This window comes from Pantoea sp. USMM079 (assembly GCF_037153115.1).
Taxonomy (GTDB): domain Bacteria; phylum Pseudomonadota; class Gammaproteobacteria; order Enterobacterales; family Enterobacteriaceae; genus Pantoea; species Pantoea communis.
Genome location: NZ_JBBCKX010000004.1, coordinates 123987 through 146098, shown reverse-complemented (window position 1 = coordinate 146098; position 22112 = coordinate 123987). Strand labels below are relative to the sequence as shown.

Annotated in this window: 17 protein-coding genes; 9 read left to right on the top strand and 8 right to left on the bottom strand. The window is 55.8% G+C overall.

What is annotated here, in order from left to right:
- Positions 1 to 155: 155 nt before the first annotated feature.
- On the bottom strand, positions 156 to 1835 hold the full coding sequence (gene treA / locus WFP70_RS08865) for an alpha,alpha-trehalase TreA (RefSeq protein WP_337023230.1): 1680 nt from the start codon (positions 1833 to 1835) through the stop codon (positions 156 to 158).
- Between the two features lie 207 nt (positions 1836 to 2042).
- On the opposite strand from treA, the gene ghrA reads away from it, so the two are divergent.
- The 3 genes from ghrA to WFP70_RS08850 are packed head-to-tail and all read left to right on the top strand — an operon-like array spanning position 2043 to position 4330.
- Complete coding sequence (gene ghrA, locus WFP70_RS08860; RefSeq protein ID WP_337023231.1) at positions 2043 to 2981, top strand: glyoxylate/hydroxypyruvate reductase GhrA; 939 nt, start codon at positions 2043 to 2045, stop codon at positions 2979 to 2981.
- Between the two features lie 24 nt (positions 2982 to 3005).
- The gene (locus WFP70_RS08855) at positions 3006 to 3743 is read left to right on the top strand and encodes a phosphatase (protein WP_034821944.1); all 738 of its coding nucleotides are present in this window, start codon (positions 3006 to 3008) and stop codon (positions 3741 to 3743) included.
- Positions 3744 to 3769: 26 nt separating this feature from the next.
- The gene (locus WFP70_RS08850) at positions 3770 to 4330 is read left to right on the top strand and encodes a TorD/DmsD family molecular chaperone (RefSeq protein ID WP_058959684.1); all 561 of its coding nucleotides are present in this window, start codon (positions 3770 to 3772) and stop codon (positions 4328 to 4330) included.
- On the opposite strand, the gene WFP70_RS08845 is transcribed toward WFP70_RS08850, so the two are convergent.
- Together WFP70_RS08845 and WFP70_RS08840 are read right to left on the bottom strand one after the other, a co-directional pair.
- Positions 4331 to 5692, bottom strand: a complete 1362-nt coding sequence (locus WFP70_RS08845; RefSeq protein ID WP_337023232.1) for a CoA transferase — start codon at positions 5690 to 5692, stop codon at positions 4331 to 4333.
- A gap of 47 nt (positions 5693 to 5739) precedes the next feature.
- Positions 5740 to 6624: a DMT family transporter gene (locus WFP70_RS08840; RefSeq protein ID WP_337023233.1), complete on the bottom strand. Its 885-nt coding sequence runs from the start codon at positions 6622 to 6624 to the stop codon at positions 5740 to 5742.
- A gap of 191 nt (positions 6625 to 6815) precedes the next feature.
- Between WFP70_RS08840 and WFP70_RS08835 the strand changes: the two genes are divergently transcribed.
- Positions 6816 to 7535 (top strand): glutamine amidotransferase, encoded by a 720-nt coding sequence (locus tag WFP70_RS08835; protein WP_337023234.1) that lies wholly within the window; start codon positions 6816 to 6818, stop codon positions 7533 to 7535.
- On the opposite strand, the gene WFP70_RS08830 is transcribed toward WFP70_RS08835, so the two are convergent.
- Positions 7523 to 8086 (bottom strand): class I SAM-dependent methyltransferase, encoded by a 564-nt coding sequence (locus WFP70_RS08830; RefSeq protein ID WP_097119214.1) that lies wholly within the window; start codon positions 8084 to 8086, stop codon positions 7523 to 7525. The genes WFP70_RS08835 and WFP70_RS08830 overlap by 13 nt on opposite strands.
- Positions 8087 to 8469: 383 nt before the next feature.
- On the opposite strand from WFP70_RS08830, the gene exaC reads away from it, so the two are divergent.
- The 3 genes from exaC (at position 8470) to WFP70_RS08815 (ending at position 11774) form a co-directional block, all read left to right on the top strand.
- The gene (exaC, locus tag WFP70_RS08825; protein WP_160832521.1) at positions 8470 to 9990 is read left to right on the top strand and encodes an acetaldehyde dehydrogenase ExaC; all 1521 of its coding nucleotides are present in this window, start codon (positions 8470 to 8472) and stop codon (positions 9988 to 9990) included.
- A gap of 124 nt (positions 9991 to 10114) precedes the next feature.
- Positions 10115 to 11458, top strand: coding sequence for an aryl-sulfate sulfotransferase (locus WFP70_RS08820; RefSeq protein ID WP_337023235.1), 1344 nt, complete (start codon positions 10115 to 10117; stop codon positions 11456 to 11458).
- A 151-nt stretch (positions 11459 to 11609) separates the two neighbouring features.
- Entirely contained in the window at positions 11610 to 11774 is a 165-nt protein-coding gene (locus WFP70_RS08815; protein WP_166931753.1) for a hypothetical protein, read from the top strand.
- Between the two features lie 80 nt (positions 11775 to 11854).
- Here the strand turns inward: WFP70_RS08815 and fumA are convergent, their stop codons facing one another.
- A complete protein-coding gene (fumA, locus tag WFP70_RS08810; RefSeq protein WP_337023236.1) occupies positions 11855 to 13498 on the bottom strand; it encodes a class I fumarate hydratase FumA in 1644 nt (547 codons plus the stop codon).
- Between the two features lie 164 nt (positions 13499 to 13662).
- Entirely contained in the window at positions 13663 to 15174 is a 1512-nt protein-coding gene (locus tag WFP70_RS08805; RefSeq protein WP_034821926.1) for an anion permease, read from the bottom strand.
- A gap of 606 nt (positions 15175 to 15780) precedes the next feature.
- On the opposite strand from WFP70_RS08805, the gene WFP70_RS08800 reads away from it, so the two are divergent.
- Both WFP70_RS08800 and WFP70_RS08795 read left to right on the top strand, forming a co-directional pair.
- A complete protein-coding gene (locus tag WFP70_RS08800) occupies positions 15781 to 18561 on the top strand; it encodes a flavocytochrome c (RefSeq protein ID WP_097119218.1) in 2781 nt (926 codons plus the stop codon).
- A gap of 133 nt (positions 18562 to 18694) precedes the next feature.
- Positions 18695 to 19654, top strand: a complete 960-nt coding sequence (locus tag WFP70_RS08795) for an FAD:protein FMN transferase (RefSeq protein WP_211727973.1) — start codon at positions 18695 to 18697, stop codon at positions 19652 to 19654.
- Here the strand turns inward: WFP70_RS08795 and dcuR are convergent.
- Together dcuR and WFP70_RS08785 are read right to left on the bottom strand one after the other, a co-directional pair.
- On the bottom strand, positions 19648 to 20367 hold the full coding sequence (dcuR, locus tag WFP70_RS08790) for a two-component system response regulator DcuR (RefSeq protein ID WP_034821922.1): 720 nt from the start codon (positions 20365 to 20367) through the stop codon (positions 19648 to 19650). The two genes, WFP70_RS08795 and dcuR, sit on opposite strands and share 7 nt — an antisense overlap.
- The gene (locus WFP70_RS08785; RefSeq protein WP_337023281.1) at positions 20364 to 21995 is read right to left on the bottom strand and encodes a sensor histidine kinase; all 1632 of its coding nucleotides are present in this window, start codon (positions 21993 to 21995) and stop codon (positions 20364 to 20366) included. The genes dcuR and WFP70_RS08785 overlap by 4 nt, the downstream gene beginning before the upstream one ends.
- Positions 21996 to 22112 lie beyond the last annotated feature (117 nt).

The window sequence follows — 22112 nt, the reverse complement described above, 5'->3', positions numbered from 1 at the left end:
GCTGAGGTGATGACTTCGCTGTGTTCAGTGCTGGCATCGTATGCCTGAGATTATGGCATTGAGCACCTTAGCTTTAACAGCGCGAACCGATTGCGCTGCTACCGTTTGACAAACAAAGCAGTAGCAGCGGTTTTATTTAAAGTAGAGGGAGAGGGTTATTTACCCGCACTCAGCGCGGGCATATTCGGGATATCTCTCGCGTTATTGCAGGTTTTGTCTTTCGGGCAGTATTTATCGAGCAATTTGAGCGTGACGCCATTGGTCCAGCCGAAACCATCCTGCAACGGATATTCACCGCCGCCACCGCCGCCCAGTTGCGCGCCTTCCACCACATACTTCTCAACCAACTTGTGCTCTTTGTCGTAAGTGGCCTGCACGTTCTGCAGGAAGCGCTGACCAATTTCCTGCGCCAGCTTGGGTTGCTTGTAATGTTCCAGACCTTCCACCGCCACCCATTGCAGCGGCGCCCAGCCATTTGGTGCATCCCATTGTTGACCATTGTTCACGGTGGTGGTCACCAAACCTCCCGGTTTCAACAGCTGTTTCTCCACCGCTTTGGCAGTGCGGTCCGCCTGTTTTTCACTCGCCACCTGCATATAGAGTGGGAACAAGGTAGCGGCGGTCAGCTGCGGATGAATGTGTTTTTTCTGCCAGTCATAGTCGGCATACCAGCCCTGTTTCTCATCCCACAGATAACGATTAATCGCTGCCTGACGTTTCTCAGCATCGGCTGCGAACTGTTTGGCTTTGTCATCCTGCTGTGCCAGCTTCGAGGCTTTGGACAACACCTGCTCCAGATGGAACATCAGGCTGTTGAGATCGACCGGTGCCAGTTGGGTGGTGCGGATCGAGGCCAGATTATGGGCATCGGTAAACCAGCGAGAGCTGAAATCCCAACCAGAAGCCGCACCGGCACGCAGATCGCGATACACCTGCTGTTTATTGCGATCGGGCGCTTTGTTGGCGGTGTTCACATCGTCGAGCCAGGACTCGGTGCGTGGGGCATCACGCTCGTCCCAATAGCGATTGAGTAGGGTACCGTCGCCAAGTTTGATCACGCGCTTGCTGGCCTGACCGGCAGCGACTTTGTCGCTGTCCGCCATCCAGTAGTCGTACTCTTTCTGCAACTGCGGCAAATACTGACGGTAAACGTCATCACCTTTGTGGGTGGCCAGTAGATCCACCATCAGGCTAAAGAAAGGTGGCTGCGAACGGCTGAGATAATAACTGCGGTTGCCGTTGGGGATGTGGCCGTATTTATCCAGTTCGGTGGCGAAGTTATCCACCATATCCTGCACGCGATCCCAGTGTCCGCTCTCGGCGAGGCCCAGCATGGTGAAGTAGCTGTCCCAGTAATAGACTTCGCGGAAGCGGCCGCCGGGGACCACATAGGGTTTCGGCAGTGGCAACAGGGAATCATACTGGCTGGCGGTCGGTGTCGATCGTGTCAGCACCGGCCACAGGCCGTTGATATGTTCACGCAGGCTTTGTCCTGCAGGCGGCACGTATTTGTCCTGCTCTTTAGGCAGGATGAAATTAGCGTCCACGAAATGCTTCAGGTCGAAATTGCGCTGGCTCTTTTGCATCTGCCAGTCCGCCAGTATCGAGGAGGGATTGTACTTCGGTACCGCATCGGCAAAGGTTTTCTGATCCGGATAAAATTTTGCCTGCTGTACCGCATTAAACAGAGGCCCCAGGCGGATATCGGGCGGCTGTGGCTGGCTGCTTAGCATTCGGCTGGTATCTTCCGCCTGCGCAACAGAGGCGCTGGCCAGCAGCGCCGCGCTCAGTAAGAACGTCAGTGGCGCGGGGGTGAATTTGACATTTTTTATCATCGGTTTTTCTCCTTGTCCGAAAAGGTGGTGCGCTAACACATTGACCACCCGAACAACTTTAGTCGCTAACGTGCCGCTTAGCCGCCTCAAGCCATGGAAATGTGAAGCCGCGGGAATTAATCACGCAAGAAATTGCATTAACCTTAAGGTTTTTGCTTGCCCTGAAGCGCTATTTGCCTGAGGCTGAAGGAAAAAAAGGAGAGCTGTATGGAGATCATCTGGTATCACCCGTCGCAAGCCCCCGATCGCTGGCTAGCGGGACTACGTCAGCGTTTACCGCAAGCCAACGTGCGCTACTGGCAGCCAGGCGACACGGATCCGGCGGATTATGCCATCGTGCGTTCGCCACCCACCGAGATGCTGGCTGGTCGTCCATTGAAAGGTGTGTTTGCCATGGGCGCGGGCGTGGACGAAATTCTTAAGCAACTGCGCGCCCATCCTGAAATGCTTGCCTATGACGTGCCGCTGTTTCGCCTCGAAGATACCGGTATGGCGCGTCAGATGCAGGAGTATGCGAACTGGTGCGTGCTGGGCTGGTTTCGCCGCTTTGAGGACTACCGCCAGCAGCAGCAACAGGTAAACTGGCAGCCCCTCGACACAGCAGACCGCGCCAACTTCACCATCGGCGTGCTCGGTGCGGGCGTACTGGGCAGTAGTGTGCTGGAAAGTTTGCGCCAGTGGGGCTTCCCGCTGCGTTGCTGGAGCCGCTCGGCTAAGCAGATTGAAGGCGTGCAAACTTTCCACGGTCGCGATCAGCTGGATGCGTTTCTGGATGGCACTCAGGTGCTGATCGATCTGTTGCCCACCACGCCGGAAACCACCAACCTGATCGATGAAAAGTTGCTGCGCGTGTTACCACAGGGTGCCTTTTTCCTCAATCTGGCGCGTGGCGCGCATGTGGTGGAAGCCGATCTGCTGGCCGCATTGAACAGCGGGCAACTGGCGGGCGCGGCGCTGGATGTGTTCCAGACCGAGCCACTGCCGGCGGATCACCCGCTCTGGTCTCATCCACATGTCACATTGACGCCACATACTGCGGCTATCACGTTGCCCGGCGAGGCGATGGATTTCATTGCCGGTGCCATACTTGCTCTGGAGCAAGGGGATCAGCCGGGTGGTTTAGTTGATCGTCAGCGCGGTTATTAATTCACATTGAGTCAGGAGAAGAGGATGTATCCCGTCGATTTGCATATGCACACCGTTGCCAGTACCCACGCATACAGCACACTGCATGACTATGTGGTGCAGGCGAAGCAGAATGGCCTGAAGCTGTTTGCTATCACCGATCACGGCCCGGATATGGCGGATGCGCCGCACTACTGGCACTTCGTTAATATGCGTATCTGGCCACGCGTGATTGATGGCGTAGGCGTTTTGCGTGGTATTGAAGCCAACATCAAAAATCAGCAGGGTGAAATTGACTGCAGCGGCCCGATGCTGGATGCGCTGGATCTGATTGTGGCCGGTTTCCATGAGCCGGTGTATGCACCGCGTGATAAAGCGCATCACACGGAAGCGATGATTGCCGCGATGGCCGGTGGGCTGGTGCACATTATTTCGCATCCTGGCAACCCGAAATTCCCGGTGGATATCCGCGCCATTGCCGAAGCGGCCGCGCATTATGATGTGGCGCTTGAGATCAATAACTCCTCCTTTACCCATTCGCGTCCGGGCAGTGAACCCAACTGCCGCGCCATCGCTGAAGCAGTGCGTGATGCTGGCGGGCGTCTGGCGTTCGGTTCAGACTCTCACACCGCCTTTACCCTTGGTCATTTCGAACACTGCATCCGCATCACACGCGAAGTGGATTTTCCCGAGGATCGCGTGTTAAATGTCACGCCGCGCCGCCTGCTCGATTTCCTCGAACAGCGAACCGGTAAGCACATTGCTGAATTTGCGGACTTTTAACTTTTAGCCTCAAGGAATTCTGTTGCATGAATGAGTTTTCCATTCTCTGCCGCGTCATCGGCTCGCTGTTCAACCGCCAGCCACAAGATCCATTGCTGGTGCCGCTCTTCACCATGCTGCGTGAAGGCAAACTGAAGGCTCAGTGGCCGCTGGAGCAGGATGAACTGTTAACACGTCTGCAGCAGAATAGCGATCCGCAGGCCCTGGCGGCGGATTACAACGCACTGTTCGTCGGCAGCGAATGCAGCGTACCGCCTTATGCCTCACAGTGGCCAAACGGCCCGCAGGAAGCGGATGTCCGTGCGTTCCTCTCTTCACGTGGCATGCCGTTAAGCGACGCGCCAGCCGACCATTTTGGCGTACTGCTGCTGGCGGCCTCGTGGCTGGAAGATCAGTCCGCGGAGGATGAGTTTGCTGCGCAATTAGCGCTGTTCGACGACTATCTGCTGCCGTGGTGCGGCGCGTTCCTCGGCAAAGTGGAAGCCCACGCGACCAGCGCGTTCTACCGCACGCTGGCCGCGCTGAGCCGTGAAGCCATTCAGGCAATGTACGACGAGCTGAACGAAGGCAACGACGAAGAAGCCTGATTACCAGCTGGCTGCGCTGCTGCCGAGCTTGACGCCCGGCGTGGCGCAGATCATCGGCGTGCCGGGCAAATACGCAGCGGCACGCAACCTTTCGGCAATCCCCCACGCATTGATCTCAACTGTCGGCAGGGCATCGTCGTGCTGCGCGGTAATGCCATGCTGCGGCTGTTGCGGTGACGCGCCAAACTGTTGCAATAGCCTGGCGGTGCGCGCCAGCGATAGGCGTGCCTGCCAGCCAACATGATTTTCCCGACGCTGACGCATCCCTTCCAGCACAGCAGCGGCCATCATATAGCCAGTGGCGTGATCGAGTGCCTGCACTGGCAGCGGTGTCGGTTGGGTGTTACCACGCCAGACCATGCCCTGTTCGGCAATGCCGCATCCCATCTGCACCAGACTGTCAAAGCCGCGACGATTGCGCCATGATCCGCTCCAGCCCCACGCATTGAGACTGACATCCACCAATCCGGGCGACAGTTTGCGCCGTGACTCGGCATCCAGCCCCAGCTTTTCCAGCGCATCCGCGCGATAACCATGCACCAGCACATCAGCGTGTTTGATCAGATCGCGCAGCTGCTCAACGCCCGCTCTGGATTTGAGATCGAGCCGTGCGCAGCGTTTGCCGCAGGTGATCTCCTCCTCCAATGTTGGCTCTTCCCAGCCGTAAGGATCGATACGTAAAACCTGCGCGCCAAGGCTGGCGAGAAAACGCGTGGCGACCGGCCCGGCGATAATGCGCGTCAGATCCAGCACACGCACGCCGAGCAGCGGACGAGCAGGCGGCAGTTGCCAGCCGGGCGTGGGCGCATCCCCCGTGGCCTGTTGAGCGATCAGCGCTTCACTGCTGACGGCCATTCCTTGTGGGTGCTGCAACCACTGTTGCTCACTGCGCATCTGCGCAGCACAGCCGCCAGCCTCAATCACGGCCTGCTCCAGCGCGGCGGCTTGCCACTGAGACACCCGTTGCGCTAATGCGGCGCGGTCGGCGTGTTGGCCGAGCACCTGCTCCATGGCGGCACGATGATGCGGGGCGTTGGTGTGCAGACGGATCCAGCCATCGGCGGTGGCGTAATCGCCTGCAAAGGGATCCCAGAGCGCGGCGGGTGGACGATTTAACGGCGTGAGGCTGTGCTGAAACCAGCGAGAGGCGAGTCTTACATTGACGCTGACCGGGGCCGATTGCCCGAGTAAATCGCTCACTGCCTGGCTTGCCAACCCGATGCTGGTGGCGGCCAGTTCACTGACGGCAAACGCGGAAGAAAAGGTATCGGGCTGGAGAAAGCTGAGCGCGGGAAGGGGGTCCGCGCCACGCAATCCTTGCCACAGTTGCTGCCATAACGCGGCAGTAGATTGAGTATCCATATTGAGTCTCCGGAAAACGCGCGAGACTCAAGCATAGCAGAGAGAATTTAACGGCGGCGCAGGCGAGGAAAGCGCGCGTGCATGCGCAGATTACGCAGGTTGATCACCGCAATGGCGGTACCGAGCACCACCAGAGACGCCCCGAGAATTTTGAAGCTGTTCATGCTATCGCCCAGCACAAATACGCCCATCAACACGGCTAGCACGGGCGTGAGCAGCGAGTAAGGCATGATTAAGTTGACGTTGTACTTTTTCAGCAACGAATACCACAAGGTATAAGCCACAATCGAGGAAGCCAGCGCGCTGTAAAGAATACCAAACCAGCCGCGCCAGCCCGCGTGACTTAAGGCGTAAAACTGGTGCGATTCAGTGAGCCAGGAAGCGGCACCGACAATCGGCACGGCGAGGAATGAGATCCAACCGGTGAGCGTCAGCGGTTTTATCGGCGGCGATTTCTTCACGATCATATTGCTGATGGCCCAGCCAAAGGCGCTGCACAGCAGTATGCACAGCACCCACCACGCCGGAATCGTTGGGCTGCCGGAGAGCACCGCCACGCCACTTAACGAGACCGCAATGCCGAATAACTGCACCAGGCGCAACTTCTCTTTTAGCACCAGCATTGCCAGCAACATGGCAATCGGCGTACCAAGCTGCACCACAATCGCCCCGGTGCCGGCATCGGTGAAGCGCATGCCGACAAACAGCAGCGAGAAGTGCATAAAGCCAAAGGTGAAGGCAAGGGTGAGCAGCCATGGCAGCTGTTCGCGCGTAATGCGGCAGAACGGCACCAGTACAATCGCCACCACCACAAAGCGCATCCAGGTGAGGAACAGCGGTGGAAGTTCCAGCAATCCCCACTTCACCGCCACGTTATTGAAAGCCCAGATGGAGACCACCATCAGAACCATAAAGAAATGCCGCACTGCCACAATGTCATCCTTCACATGAAAGGGGGGTAATCACTGGCTAATCATGGCACGAAGCCGTGCATTTCTGTGACATTGTGCAAAAATATTTTTCGCTATGGCATGAGCTTATGCAGGAAAAAAATAAGACAGGTCACTGATTTCCTGTCAAAGTGGATGTCCGAAAGCTGACTCCGTTAAGGAATGAATTCGGAATGACACACACCCGCGCGTTACCCCTTGCTCTGATTCAACTCGAAGTGCCGCCACCGCAGGTTGTGGCGCAAATTGGTGAACAACCCGTCTGGTTTATTGATGCGCTGCAACTGCAGCCTGAAGACTATGTGATTGTCCGTCCGCATCTTGGCGAAGAGCTGCCGGCGTTTGATCGCGTCAGCGGCGCGATTCTCAGCGGCTCCTGGGCAATGGTCACCGACCACGCCGACTGGAGCGAACGCACGGCCGCATGGATCCGTGGTGCGCTGGAAGCGGAGCTGCCGCTGCTGGGCGTCTGTTACGGTCATCAGCTGATGGCGTATGCGCTGGGCGGCAAAGTGGGTGATAACCCGAACGGCTGGGAGCGCGGCTTGAAAACCCTGACCCACACTGCCAGTGATGATCCCTGGTTAGCGACGTTTCCAGGTGAATTCCAGGCGTGGTTGTCACATCGTCAGTCGGTGATTACGCCGCCCTCGCAGGCTGAAGTATTGGCACGTTCCGAGCTGGATGGCTGCCAGATTTTACGTTATTCCCCGCAGGCGCTGTCGGTGCAGTTCCACCCGGAGTTTACCCGCGAAATCATGACCACCTGCTTACCGGAAGGCGTGAGTGATGATGGCGCGCAGGTCGCCGGTGAGGATTGGTCACGTGAGTTGCTCCAAAGATTCTGGCAGCAAACGCGGCTGCAGCCGCGCGTGCAGGCTCAGGGCGCGTAATGCCGTGTGCAGCGATAAACCCAGGCGGGCGGCATATTTTTCAGCACCCGCTGGCGCTGCCAGGTGAAGTAACGTGACAGAGTCGGTTGGGTCAATGAGGTGTATTGAAACTGGATAAATACACCGCGCGGGCCCAATACATCGTGCACGGCGCTCAGAATCGCTTCGCGGGTTTCCGGCGGCAGCGACAGCAGCGGCAGGCCGGAAAAGATCACATCGTATTCACCCGACAAGTACTCGGCTGAGCACGCACGCACCTGCATGCGCGGATCGCTCCACGCGCGCAAACTCTTCACTAAATCTGGACTGATCTCGAACACATCTAATTGAGCCTGCGGCGACATTCTGTCCAGAATATGACGGGTTAACACGCCGTCACCGGCACCGAGTTCGGCGATACGCAGGCTGTGATCCCAGTTGGCGGCATCGCACATGGTGCGGCACAGCGCAGCAGAGGAGGGCGTGATGCTGCCCATCTTGCGCGGGTTTCGAATAAATTGCTGAACAAAGTTCGCTTTGGCGCGCATTAACGTCAGGGCTGAAGCCAACATCTCTTTCTCCTGATGGGTATCCTGTTTCATATTGACCAAATTCATTGCGTTTGTTTCGCTTTTCGCTGCATATGCGGCAAAACTCGGAATTTTCCGCAACGAAGCGGGGAAGAAATTGGAGAGATGTAAAGCTGATAACCTGGCTGTGAATTGGCGCAATAGACTCCCGCCATCTGCGGCGGGCAAGAGCGTAACGTTTAATCAATGCTGAGACTGACGTGCAGGATCATCACGCATAAATCTCAAACCCTCATTGCCGGAATTTTCCTTCGGTGCGGTCACAGTTTCCCGCTCTGCGATCTGACAGGCTGACATTGATCGATCAATGTTAATAACAGGTTTCATAGTTGTTATTCGCCACTCTGTCCGCAAGGAGAAACACCATGCGTTACGCTGCTCCGGGAGAACAAGGTTCTCTCATCACTCTGCAATCGCGTTATGGCAACTTTATCAACGGCGAATTCGTTGCGCCGGTGAACGGTAATTACTTCGTCAACACCACCCCCATCAACGGTTCTACCATCGGCGAGTTCCCGCGTTCGGATAAGGCCGATATCGATAATGCGGTGGCGGCAGCACAGGCCGCTGCAGATGCCTGGGGCAAAACCTCCCCGCAGGCACGTTCGCTGGTGCTGCTGAAAATCGCCGATCGACTGGAAGAGAAGCTGGAATACATCGCGGTCAACGAAACCTGGGATAACGGCAAGCCGGTACGTGAAACCCTGGCCGCTGACCTCCCGCTGGCGGTAGATCACTTCCGCTACTTCGCGGGCTGCGTGCGCGCACAGGAAGGTACCGCAGCAGAAATCGATGAATTCACCGCCGCTTATCACTTCCACGAACCGCTGGGCGTGGTCGGGCAAATCATCCCGTGGAACTTCCCGCTGTTAATGGCGGCGTGGAAACTGGCTCCGGCGCTCGGAGCGGGTAACTGCGTGGTGTTGAAACCGGCTGAGCAGACGCCCTTGTCGATCACCCTGTTTATGGAAGTGATCAAAGATCTGGTGCCACCGGGTGTCATCAACGTGGTGCACGGTTACGGTAAAGAAGCCGGTGAAGCGCTGGCGTCACATCCGGGTATCGCCAAGATCGCCTTTACCGGCTCGACCGCTACCGGTGGGCATATCCTCGAATTGGCGGCGAAAAGCCTGATCCCGTCCACCGTTGAGCTGGGCGGCAAATCACCGAACATCTTCTTTGAAGACATTATGGATGCGGAAGAGAGCTTTATCGAGAAAGCGGCAGAAGGCGTGGTGCTCGGCTTCCTCAATCAGGGTGAAGTCTGTACTTGCCCGTCGCGTGCGCTGGTGCAGGAGTCGATCTTTGAGCCGTTTATGGCGGCCGTCATGAAACGTATTAAAACCATCAAGCGCGGCGATCCGCTGGATACCGAAACCATGATTGGCGCGCAGGCGTCGCAGCAACAGTTCGACAAAATCCTCTCTTATCTGGAAATCGCACAGAAAGAGGGCGCACAGGTGCTGCACGGCGGCGGTGTAGAGAAAATTGGAGAAGCGTTCGATAGCGGCTACTACATCCAGCCAACGCTGCTGAAAGGCGACAACAGCATGCGCGTGTTCCAGGAGGAGATCTTTGGACCGGTGGTCGGTGTGCTGACCTTCAAAGATGAAGCGGAAGCCCTCGCCATCGCCAATGACTCAATCTATGGGCTGGGTGCTGGCGTCTGGACCCGCGACATCAACCGCGCCTATCGCATGGGGCGCGCGATTAAAGCGGGTCGTGTCTGGACCAACTGTTATCACCTCTATCCGGCACATGCGGCGTTCGGTGGCTATAAAAAATCCGGTATCGGTCGCGAGACCCATAAAATGATGCTTGATCACTACCAGCAAACCAAAAACCTGCTGGTGAGCTACAGCACGCAACCGCTGGGCTTCTTCTAAGCACTCAGGCAGCGGGTCATGCCGCTGCCTTTTCTCCCACATGCCTCATTCGGACTAATCCTGCCGCCATTCGCATCTACCCTATAAGGGCGTTTTCTTTCTCCCTTAGTCAGGATGGTGAATTATGCGTATTGCGGCAACGTTGTCTGTCTGCCTGTTGTCCCTCTCATTTGGTGCATCGGCCATTCCCAGTGCGTTTCCTACGGGCGTGACGTATTACGATCCCGCGCGTGCCTGGAACGGTTATGTGGTGATCCCCGGCAGCGATAACCAAACCCACTTAATTGATATGACCGGGCAGGAAGTGCATCGCTGGGCCTATGAAGGATTCCCGAGCTGGCCAATTCCCACAGATCGCGTCAACGGCCAGCGGGGGCATCTGCTGGTACAACTGGAGCGTCAGAAAGATCTCGATAAGGAAGCCAGCCCCGGCAACGGCATGGTGAATGCCAGCGTGGCGGAAGTGGACTGGAACGGTGCGGTACAGTGGCAATACGGCAGTCAGCAGCAGCCGGTGCATCAACACCATGAAATCCAGCGCCTGGCAGATGGCAACACGCTGGTGCTGGGCGCGGCACTACGGCAGCTGCCCGGCTACAACTATCGCATTATCGATAATACGCTGGAGGAAGTGTCGCCGCAGGGGGAAAAGCTGTGGAGCTGGTCAGTGGCCGATCACCTCAATGAGCTGGGCTTTTCTGATGCGCAACTGGCGATGATCCGTGACAGCCAGGACGCTGACTTTTTGCATATGAACACGGCGGCACCGCTGGGGCCAAATCCGTGGTTTGATAAAGGCGATCAGCGCTTTGCCCCTGACAACATCCTGTTTAACTCGCGCAACGGCAACGTGGCCGTGATTGTCGATCGGCAGACGGGCAAAGTGGTTTGGCGCATCGGGCCAGATTATCCGGCGCTGAAGCTGGATACGCCGCTGCCACGTCCACTGGATCAACTGATTGGCGAGCACGATGTGCACATGATCGGACCGGGCTTACCGGGTGCTGGCAATATTCTGATTTTTGATAATCAGGGCAACGCCGGATTCCCGCCCACGCGACAAGGATTCTTCTCCGCTTCACGCGTCATTGAACTGAACCCGCAGACCAAACAAATCGTCTGGGAGTACACCGGCGAGAAATCAGGACAAGCGATCTCCACCTTCTACAGTGCCTATATCAGCAACGCGCAGCGCCTGCCGAATGGCAACACCTTGATCAACGAAGGGCAGAGCGGCCGCCTGTTCCAGGTGACACCGCAGGGCGCGATTGTCTGGGAGTACGTCAGCCCGTTTTACGGCAAAGCGATGCCGCGCGATCACTACAGTGGCAACACGGTGTATCGCGCCTACATGGTGGACTACCGCTGGGCACCGGATGGGACACCGCACAGTGAGAAGGCGGTGACAGCGGATTGCATCCGTTATCCGGCGCTACCGGGTTGTCCGGCGCTGACATCCTCACAGTAAGAAATGTGCGTTACTTCTTTAATCAGACTGTCATTTGGCCGTGACAGAGTGCCTGCATCACGAAAGCAGAATATTCCGCTACATTTGAGCCGGGTCTTGTCGATATAAGAGTGTAGGGAAAGTAAAGTCGCGCAACATTTTAAGGAAAAACATGAACACATTGCACAAGTTTCAGGAACAGCACGACGACGTGCTGGATGCCGATGATCAGCACATCATCACGGTGAATCTACCGGGACGTCAGGCGATCTACGTGATTGGTCAAAACGATGATGATGCCGATATGCTGTTAGATGTACAACTCGGTGCGATGTAAGCATCGCGCAGTGCTCACCCCATAAAAAAATCCGCAGCCATAAGCCGCGGATTTTTAGTTTTAGTACGGCTTTTAAAGCCTTACTTCACGCAGGCAGAACACTGATTGTGGATCTGCTGGAAGAAGTCGTTGCCTTTGTCATCCACCAGGATAAACGCCGGGAAGTTCTCCACTTCAATCTTCCAGATGGCTTCCATTCCCAGTTCCGCATACTCCACGCATTCCAGACTCTTAATACTCTGCTGCGCCAGTACCGCTGCCGGGCCGCCGATGCTGCCGAGGTAGAAACCGCCGTGTTTATGGCAGGCATCAGTCACTTGTTTGCTGCGGTTGCCTTTCGCCAGCATCACCATGCTGCCGCCGTGTTCCTGCAGCAGGTCAACGTAGGAGTCCATACGACCGGCAGTGGTTGGGCCGAGTGAGCCGGATGCATAACCTTCCGGGGTTTTCGCCGGACCCGCGTAATACACTGGGTGATCCTTGATGTACTGCGGCAAACCTTCGCCGTTATCAATACGCTCTTTCAGCTTGGCGTGGGCAATATCACGCGCCACGATGATGGTGCCGTTCAGCGACAAACGAGTCGAGACCGGATACGCCGACAGCAGCGCCAGAATTTCACTCATTGGCTGGTTAAGATCGACATTCACCACTTCGCCTTCGCCCTGCTGACGCAGTTCTTCCGGGATATAGCGGCCTGGGTTATCTTCCAGTTTCTCGATCCAGATGCCTTCGCGGTTGATTTTGGCTTTGATATTACGGTCAGCCGAGCAGGACACACCCATGCCCACCGGGCAAGACGCACCATGACGCGGCAGACGCACCACGCGAATATCGTGGGCGAAGTATTTACCGCCGAACTGTGCGCCAAGGCCCAACTCTTGTGAGGCTTTCAGCAGTTCCTGCTCCAGCGCGACATCACGGAATGCCTGACCGTGTTCGTTACCTTCGGTCGGCAGTGAATCGTAGTAGTGGGTGGAAGCCAGCTTGACGGTTTTCAGCGTGCTTTCTGCTGAGGTACCGCCAATCACAAACGCGATATGGTACGGCGGGCAGGCGGCAGTGCCGAGTGACATCATCTTATCAACCAGATAATTCTTCAGCTTGGCCGGGGTGATCAGCGCTTTGGTTTCCTGATACAGGTAAGTTTTGTTGGCAGAACCGCCGCCTTTGGCGATGCACAGGAATTTGTACTCGTCGCCATCCACGCTGTAGAGATCGATCTGCGCCGGCAGGTTGGTGCCGGTATTGACCTCTTTGTACATATCCAGCGCGGCGTTCTGCGAGTAACGCAGGTTGTCTTCAATAAAGGTGTTATAGACGCCTTGTGACAGCGCGGCTTCATCGCCACCGCCGGTCCAGACGCGCTGGCCTTTTTTGCCCATGATGATTGCCGTGCCGGTGTCCTGGCAGGTCGGCAACACACCTTTGGCAGCGATTTCCGAGTTACGCAGGAACTGCAGGGCAACGTATTTGTCGTTCTTGCTGGCTTCGTCATCCGCCAGAATCGCAGCAACCTGCGCCTGATGCGAGGCGCGCAGCATGAATGAAGCATCATGGAATGCCTGCTTCGCCAGCAGCGTCAGGGCTTTCGGATCGACTTTCAACACCTCTTCGCCATCGAAGTTGGCTACTGAGACGTAATCGCGGCTCAGCAGATAGTATTCGGTATCATCTTTGGCGAGAGGAAAGGGATTCTGATAATAGAAGGGTTTGTTCGACATGTTGGCTCACTTAGCTTCGTGTCGCCTGTCAGAGTGGCAGGTGACAAATTAGGCGATCTGTTTTTTGATTTTCTCTCGCCAGCCCTCCGCAAGGGCTGACTGGCGAGCATCATAACACTTTCACGGCTCTGCGCGGCTCCGATTTTAACATCGGAGCAACATCATCAGAACATCATCACCATCCATGGGTAAGCAATTACCATCAGAGCAATCAGGAAGATGGCACCAAAGATGGTACCGAGACGCCAGTAATCTTTGGTTGGCAGGTAGCCGCTACCGTAATAAATCGGGCTTGGGCCGGTGCCGTACGGGGTGATGATACCCATCACACCTAAGGATACACACATCATCAGGCAGAACACTGGCATATTGATGCCCGGAATCGAGGCGGCAATGGTTAGCATCGCAGGCAACAGCGCAGTGGTGTGCGCAGTGGTACTGGCGAACAGGTAGTGCAGTAAGTAGAAGGCCACCAGCAACACCACCGCCGAGACTTGTGGGTCATAACCGTGCAGCAGCTGCGCACCTTCTTTACCCAGCCAGGCGATAAAGCCCACACGTGCCAGACCATCTGCCAGGGCGACCAGCGTGGCGAACCAGGCAAAGGTGTTCCATGCCGCTTTGTTGCTGGTGATATCGTTCCAGTTGAGTACACCGGTCCACAGCATCAGCACGATAACCAGCAGGGCGGCCATCGCTGGCTCAATCCATGCGGCAGCGAAGATCCACATCATCAGTGCTGAGACCACAAACACCAGCAGCAGGATTTCATTGCGTGACAGCTTGCCGAGCTTCGCCAGTTCAGCGGTCGCCCAACGTGGCACTTCGTCATTAACCTTCACTTCCGGCGGATAGAGCCAGTAGGCCAGCAGCGGCATGGTGAGAATCAACAGCACGCCGAGCGGCAGGAAGGCGAGGAACCACATGCCCCAGGAGATTTCGAAGCCCACCACGCTTTTTACCAGCGCCAGCGCCAGCAGGTTCGGTGCCAGTGCAGAGAGGAACATCGAACTGGTGATACAGGCGGCGGTGATAGCCACCCACATCAGGTAAGAACCAATCTTACGTGCGCTCGGGTCATTCGGTTTTGAACCGTACAGCGGCGGCAGGTTGGCGATGATCGGGTAGATGGTACCGCCACTGCGCGCAGTGTTAGAGGGCGTAAACGGTGCCAGTAACAGGTCAGCGAAGGTGATGGCGTAACCGAGCGTCAGGCTGCGGCGGCCGAGATACTTCACCAGAATCAGCGCCAGGCGGCGTCCGAACTGGGTTTTATCGTAGCCGGCGGCAAACATAAAGGCACCGAAGATCAGCCAGACGGTGGAGTTGCCGAAGCCACTCACTGCCCATTTGAACGACTGCGCGGCGGTTTTGAACTTGGGATCCGCCAGTTCGGCCGGGCTGAACAGCACCCACTGGCTGAACAGCGCTATCACCACCACGCCAGTCAGGCCGATAACGGCACCGGGCAGCGGCTCAAAGATCAGCCCGACAATCACGCCAACGAAGATAGCAAAGAAGTGCCATGCGTAAGGTTCCAGCCCGGCAGGGGTCGGCACCAGCAGCAACAGCACCGCCACAATGATCGGCAGGCACAACATAATCAGGCGATTCTTTTTCCCCGGCGCCGCAGGAGGCACTACGGGGGAGGCACTCTGGGTTGTTTGTGTGTTCATAGTTTTGTCTGCAAGTTAGGAAGAATGCGATTGATTGTCACGAACACACTGTTCTTTTGGTTTCAACATGCGTGCAGCAGATGAGTCGTGACAATTTAAATTTTGTTCTTTGATGAAACTTTGCTTTGCAAATTCGATACGCGAATTATCAATTGAATGCAGCTAAGATGCGATTAATTAAAATATCTCCTTTGATCTAGATCAATAAAAAATATGCACTGTTTTTTAATTTTTATCTTTTGCTTTTTATTTAACTTTCTGTCTGCTGTGGATTAAACGCTACAAACTATCGAAACGCGAAAAATCGAGCAAAATGAGGCGGGTTGGAGGCTTTTATCTTTATGATAGTACTGCATTTGTTTTAAATGTAAGGAAAAAGTTGATTTTTGTCAAGTCTTGGTTAAAACTTAGCGGAGCGCCTATTCTGGCAATGAGCATCAAATATCATTTCCAACCGTAAAACTTATATAACTAACATTCTGGGTTATGTAACTAAATAAAATGGTATATTTACGCCATGAAATCGGACCACTTAAATAATTATAAATCCGCGCCGAACCGCCAAAGAATTGAATACACAATTTCTTAATTCTGGAGTTGCTCATTATGAATAAGCTCACCCCAATCCTTAACCCGCTAACGCTGCCGAAAGGTGCGGTGCTGAAAAACCGTCTGGTGATGGCCCCGATGACCACCTGTACCGGCTATTTTGACGGCGGTGTCACCAGCGATTTGGTCGAGTATTACCGCGTACGTGCGGGCAGTATCGGTACGGTGATTGTCGAATGCTGCTTTATTGATAACCGTGGCCCGGCTTTCCCTGGCGCGTTGGGTATCGACAGCGACAACAAAATTGCCGGGCTGGCGAAAATCGCCCATGCGATCAAATCTGAAGGTTCAAAAGCCATTCTGCAGATTTACCACGGTGGCCGCATGGTGGAACCGGCACTGATTGGCGGCAAAACCCCTGTTGCACCGAGCGCCATTGCCGCACCGCGTGACGGTGCCACCAAACCGCAAGCGCTGACCGCCGAAGAAGTCGATGTGATGATCACCAAGTTTGGTGATGCGGTAAACCGCGCGATCAAAGCCGGTTTTGACGGTGTTGAGATCCACGGCGCGAACACCTATTTGATCCAGCAGTTCTACTCACCTAACTCCAACCAGCGCGACGACAAATGGGGCGGCAGCCGCGATAACCGCGCACGCTTCCCAATGGAAGTGCTGGAGATCACCCATAAAATGGCCGATCGCTTTGCGGCGGCTGACTTCATCATCGGTTATCGCTTCTCACCGGAAGAGCTGGAAGTTCCCGGCATCCGTTGGGATGACACGATGTATCTGCTGGAAAAACTGGCGGCGCGCGGTCTGGACTACGTGCACTTCTCCGTCGGACAGCTGCTGCGTCCATCGATTGTCGATACCAAAGATCCCACGCCCCTGATCACCAAATACCTGGCCGAACGCTCTGCCACGCTGGCGAAAGTGCCGGTGATTGGCGTGGGTGGTGTGGTGAATAAAGAAGATGCCGAGAACGCGCTGGAGCACGGCTTTGATTTGGTGGCGGTCGGTAAAGCCTGCATCGCCTATCCGGACTGGGCCGACCGCATCATCAAAAACGAGCACATGGAGCTCTACATCGACAGCACCAAGCGTGAGGCGCTGACGATTCCAGAACCGCTGTGGCGCTTCTCGCTGGTGGATGCGATGATCCGCGACGTCAGCGATGGCCATCGTAAATACAAAGCCGGGGTTTACCAGGCGAAAGTGGAAGCCGAAGCGCTGAAGCTGAAAATCAACGTCACCCTCGACACCGACCGTATCACTGATATCTCACTGGTGCCGGATCCCAGCCTGGATGTCGACTTTACCAGTACCTTCGAAAGCCTGCGTGAACGCATTTTGGTGGCGAACAGCCCGCACGTCGATGCCATCACCGGTGCGACCACACAGAGTGAGGCGCTGAAAAAAGCGGTGTCCCGCGCACTGACCACCTCCAGTAAAGAGTATGTGATTGAAGAGGGCGGTAACCCGAACGCACCGGTCAATTATGACGTGGTGGTGGTGGGGACTGGCGGTGCCGGTCTGGCGGCGGCGATTCAGGCACACGATGACGGCGCACGCGTGGTGATCATCGAGAAGATGCCGACCATTGGCGGTAACACCATCAAAGCCTCGGTGGGCATGAACGCCGCTGAAACCCGCTATCAGAAACTGAAAGGCATCGAAGACAGCAAAGAGCTGTTCTACGAAGAGACGCTGAAGGGCGGTAAATTCAAAAACAACCCGGTGCTGCTGCGCGAGTTTGTTGAGCAGGCGCCGGAAGCGATTGAGTGGCTGGCGGCGAAAAATATCGAGCTGTGCGACATCACCATTACTGGCGGCATGAGCATCGACCGTACGCACCGTCCGGAAGACCGTTCTGCCGTCGGTGGCTTCCTGATCAGCGGCCTGGTGAAAAACGTCAACCAGCGCGAAATCGAAGTGCTGCTGGAGACTTCAGTTTCAGAGATCCTGGTGGAAAACGGTGCCGTTACCGGCGTCAAAGTGGTGGATGAGTACAATGACAGCCGCATTCTTAATGCGAAAAGCGTGATTGTCGCCACCGGCGGTTTCAGTGCTAACCGCGAAATGGTGGTGAAATACCGTCCGGAGTTGGATGGCTTCGTGACCACCAACCACAAAGGTGCCACCGGTAGCGGTATCGCCATGTTGCAAAAAATCGGTGCGGATACCGTGGATATGGGCGAGATCCAGATTCACCCAACGGTTGAGCAGACTACGTCTTATCTGATCTCCGAAGCGATGCGTGGCGGCGGGGCGATTCTGGTCAGCCAGGCGGGTAAGCGTTTCTACAATGAGATGGAAACCCGTGACAAAGTCTCTGCTGAGATCATCGCACTGCCAGAGAAAAGCGCATGGATCGTGTTTGATGAGCAGGTGCGTGCCAACAACAAAGCGGCCGACGAGTATATTGCCAAAGGCTTTGTGATTAGCGCACCAACCCCGCACGAGCTGGCGGTCAAACTCAACATGGATCAGGAAGCGCTGCAAACCACACTCGGTCGTTACAACGAGTTCGTGGCGAAGCAGGATGATGAAGACTTCGGTCGTAAAACGGCGCTGCGTCACCCGCTGAATAAAGGCCCGTACTTCGCCATCCGTATCGCCCCAGGGGTGCACCACACTATGGGCGGCGTCACCATCAACACCGATACTGCGGTGCTGGATGCGCAGAAACAGGTGATTCCCGGTGCCTGGGCTGCTGGTGAAGTGGTCGGCGGTATCCACGGTGCGAACCGTATCGGCGGTAACGCAGTAGCGGATATCATCATCTTCGGTATCAAGGCCGGTCACAATGCGGCTAAACTGGCGTTAGGAAATTAATTAACGTTAATTACCCAAAATATTGCGTACCAGAGTAAAGCGTTAAGGGTGAATCCCAATGACTGGCAGCGGTCGGTCATTGGGTTATCGACACAACCTACTGGCGCGCAGTATGGCGGGTAAACGAGGCTCTATGACCGAAGGCGTCTACTCCTACTCTGCTGTTCTGATGGGTTCGCCCATTCTGCTCAAACTCTTCGACGATAACCCCACCTTAGCCCGTCAGGTCTTTCAACTTATCAAGCAGCAGGAAAACCTGTTCACCGTCAATCGTGCCGAATCCGAAGTGATGTCGATCAACCAGGCAGCGGGACGCCATGCAGTGCGCGTCAGTGAGGCGGTGTTCCGACTGATCAGCGTGGCACACGCCGTCAGTGTGTCACCCGGCAGCGCATTCAACTTCACCATCGGTCCGGTGGTCAAACGCTGGAAGATTGGTTTTCAGGGGCGTGCCGTGCCTCCCGCCAATGAGATTGCCGCACTGTTGCCGCTCACCGATCCACATCAGGTGATCCTCAACGAAGAAGAGCGTTCGGTGTTCCTGCAACAGCCGGGCATGGAGATCGATCTCGGGGCCATCGCCAAAGGGTATATCGCGGATGTGGTGCAGGCGTTTTTACGCCAACAGGGCGTGCCGCAGGCGCTGATCAATCTTGGCGGCAATGTGCAGACGCTCGGCGCGCCACCGCACGAGCCACAAGGCTGGAGCATTGGCCTGAAAAAGCCGTTTGGGCGTGAGGATGAACTGCTGGGCGTGCTGCAAGTGCAGGGCAAATCGGTGGTGACATCGGGAATTTACGAGCGCTATTTCGAACTGGACGGCAAGTGCTGGCACCACATCTTTGATCCACACACCGGCTATCCGCTGGACAACGAGTTACTGAGCGTGACGGTGATTTCCGACCGCTCACTGGATGGCGACATCTACACCACACTGCTGTACGGCATGGGCGTGGAGCAGGGGCTGGCTTATCTGGCCGACCAGCCCGATCTGGATGCGGTGTTTGTGACGCGCGATCGGCAAATCATCTGCTCTTCACCGCGCCACTTTCAGTTCCAGCAGCGCGATGTCGACTGGCAGCTGCGTTACTGACAGTATTGCTGCAACAGCGAATGGTATTCCGGCTGTAAACGATAGCGATACACCGGACGGCCGGTGGCGCCGTAATGAATGCTGGTGAACAGAATATTAATCTGCGCCAGCCAGATCAGATATTTACGGCACGACACGCGCGAAATATTCACTTCCGCCGCCAGCTCATCGGTGGAGAACTCATGGCCGGGATGGGCATCAATCCACTGACACAAGGTGCGCAGCGTCTGCGGCGTTAAACCCTTCGGCAGGCGCTTGTTGTCATGCTGCGTTGCCGGGTTGCCATGGATCAACAGATCGACATCAGACTGCTGATAGTAGTGCTGATTATCCATCAGCGACTTCTTCTGCCGCCAGCTGGTGAGCGCTTCTTCAAAACGCGGGAACTGGAACGGCTTGATCAGATAATCCACCACGCCGTAGTGCAGCGAAGTTTTGATGTTCTCGGCATCGGCAGCGGATGAAATGATGATCACTTCCACCGAACTCTGGGCTTTGCGCAGTTCCGGCAACAGATCGAGGCCATTCTCTTGCTGCATGTAGATATCCAGCAGCACCAAATCAATCGGGGTGTCGCTGTTGAACAGAATCTCTTTGGCTTGCTTCAGGGTCGAAGCTGTTCCACAGCAGTGAAAGCCCTGAACCTGACCGATAAACGAGCGGTTCAGCTCAGCGACCATGGCGTCATCATCGACCACTAACACATTGATCATGCGGATTGGTTTCCTCCATCCCAGGGAAGTTGTACTAAAAATTGGGTAAATACGCCGGGTTCTGACTCAACGGTCACGCCGCCACCGAGGTTTTCCGTTTGCTGTTTCAGCAGGAACAGGCCCACACCACGGTTCTCTCCTTTGGTGGAGAACCCTTTATCAAAAATTGTCGCCAGATTGGCCGGCTCAATGCCGGGGCCATCGTCACTCACTTCGCACGCCAGCCAGCCGTTTTGGTAGTGCAGCATCACATGGATCTCGCCTTCGGTCTGCTCGCTGAGCGCATCGATGGCATTCTCCACCAGATTACCGACCACGGTGATCAGGGCCGCCATCTGGTCTTCGTTACCGCTGTCGGGCACGAAGCTGGCATCGCTGATGGTCAGGCGATGTCCGCAATCCGAAACGCGATTGATCTTGCTCAGCAGGAAACCGGCAATCACCGGTGACTTGATGCGATCGAGCAAATAGCCAATCTCAGTCTGGTAATTATTGGCGGTTTTCAAAATATACGCTTCCACCTGCGCATAGTTTTTCATGTGCAGTAGGCCGAGGATCACGTGCAGCTTGTTCATGAACTCGTGCGAGCGCTCCCGCAACGCATCGACGTAGTTTACCATGCCCGTCAGACGCTGCATCAATCGGCTGATTTCGGTCTTGTCCCTGAAAGTACAGACCGCGCCAATAATGCGTCCCTGGCTGCGTACCGGCACCGTATTGCACAACAACAAGCGACCATTCACATTCAGCTCTTCATCACGACGCGCACGGCCGCTGTGCAGCACATCTCGCAGGTGTTGGTTGATCACCGAGGCATCATCAATGCCCTCGTTATCAATCATACCGCTGGACGACGGCTCATTAAGCAGGGTGCGCGCGGCCTGATTCACCAGCGTCACCTGTGCCTGATCGTCCATCGCCACCACGCCCTCTTTGACCGAGTTGAGAATTGCCTGACGCTGCTCAAACAGAGTGGAAATCTCGTAGGGTTCGAGGCCGAACAAGATGCGCTTCAGCACGCGCACCAGCACCAGGGTGCCAATCGCCCCCGCCAGCGTACCAATCAGGATGGTCCAGATAATGCTCCAGCGGCTTTCGTTGATCTGATCGGTCACGGCATCAAGGGAAATACCGATCGCCACCACGCCGATCTGCCGATCCTCCGCGTTATACACCGGAGTAAACACGCGCAGCGCTTTTGCTAAAGAACCTTTGTTCACCGAGACGTTTTCATGGCCGCGCAGGGCAGGCCCAATGTCCTCGCCGATAAAGTGCTTACCGACCAGTTCCGGATTGCGATGAGAATAGCGGATACCGTCCATATTGGTGACGGTAATAAACAGCAGATTGTTGCTCTCTTCCACGGCTTTCGCGATGGGTTGGATATTGGCATTGGCCACCGGCTGCGTCAGCGCCTGCTGAATCTCCGGCGATCTCGCCAGCGTGCGGGCCACCGCCATGGCTTTATCTTCCAACTGGGCACGGGTTGAAGCACCAATCTGGAAGAAATAGAACATGTGCACACTCAGCAGCACCAGCACGATCACCGCGCTGAGCATCAGCGTCACCAGCGTGTTGAGTTTCATGGGCCGCTTGCGCGCGGGGATTGCGGGTTGAGGCGTGGTCATCATCGCTTCCTGAAGAGAAGAGGGCGCTATTATGACGGCTAAATGCAAAAAGGTCGTCATAAATGACGACCTTTGATGGTGATAAGCGGACTGGATGCGGCGTGCAGAGGCCGCATC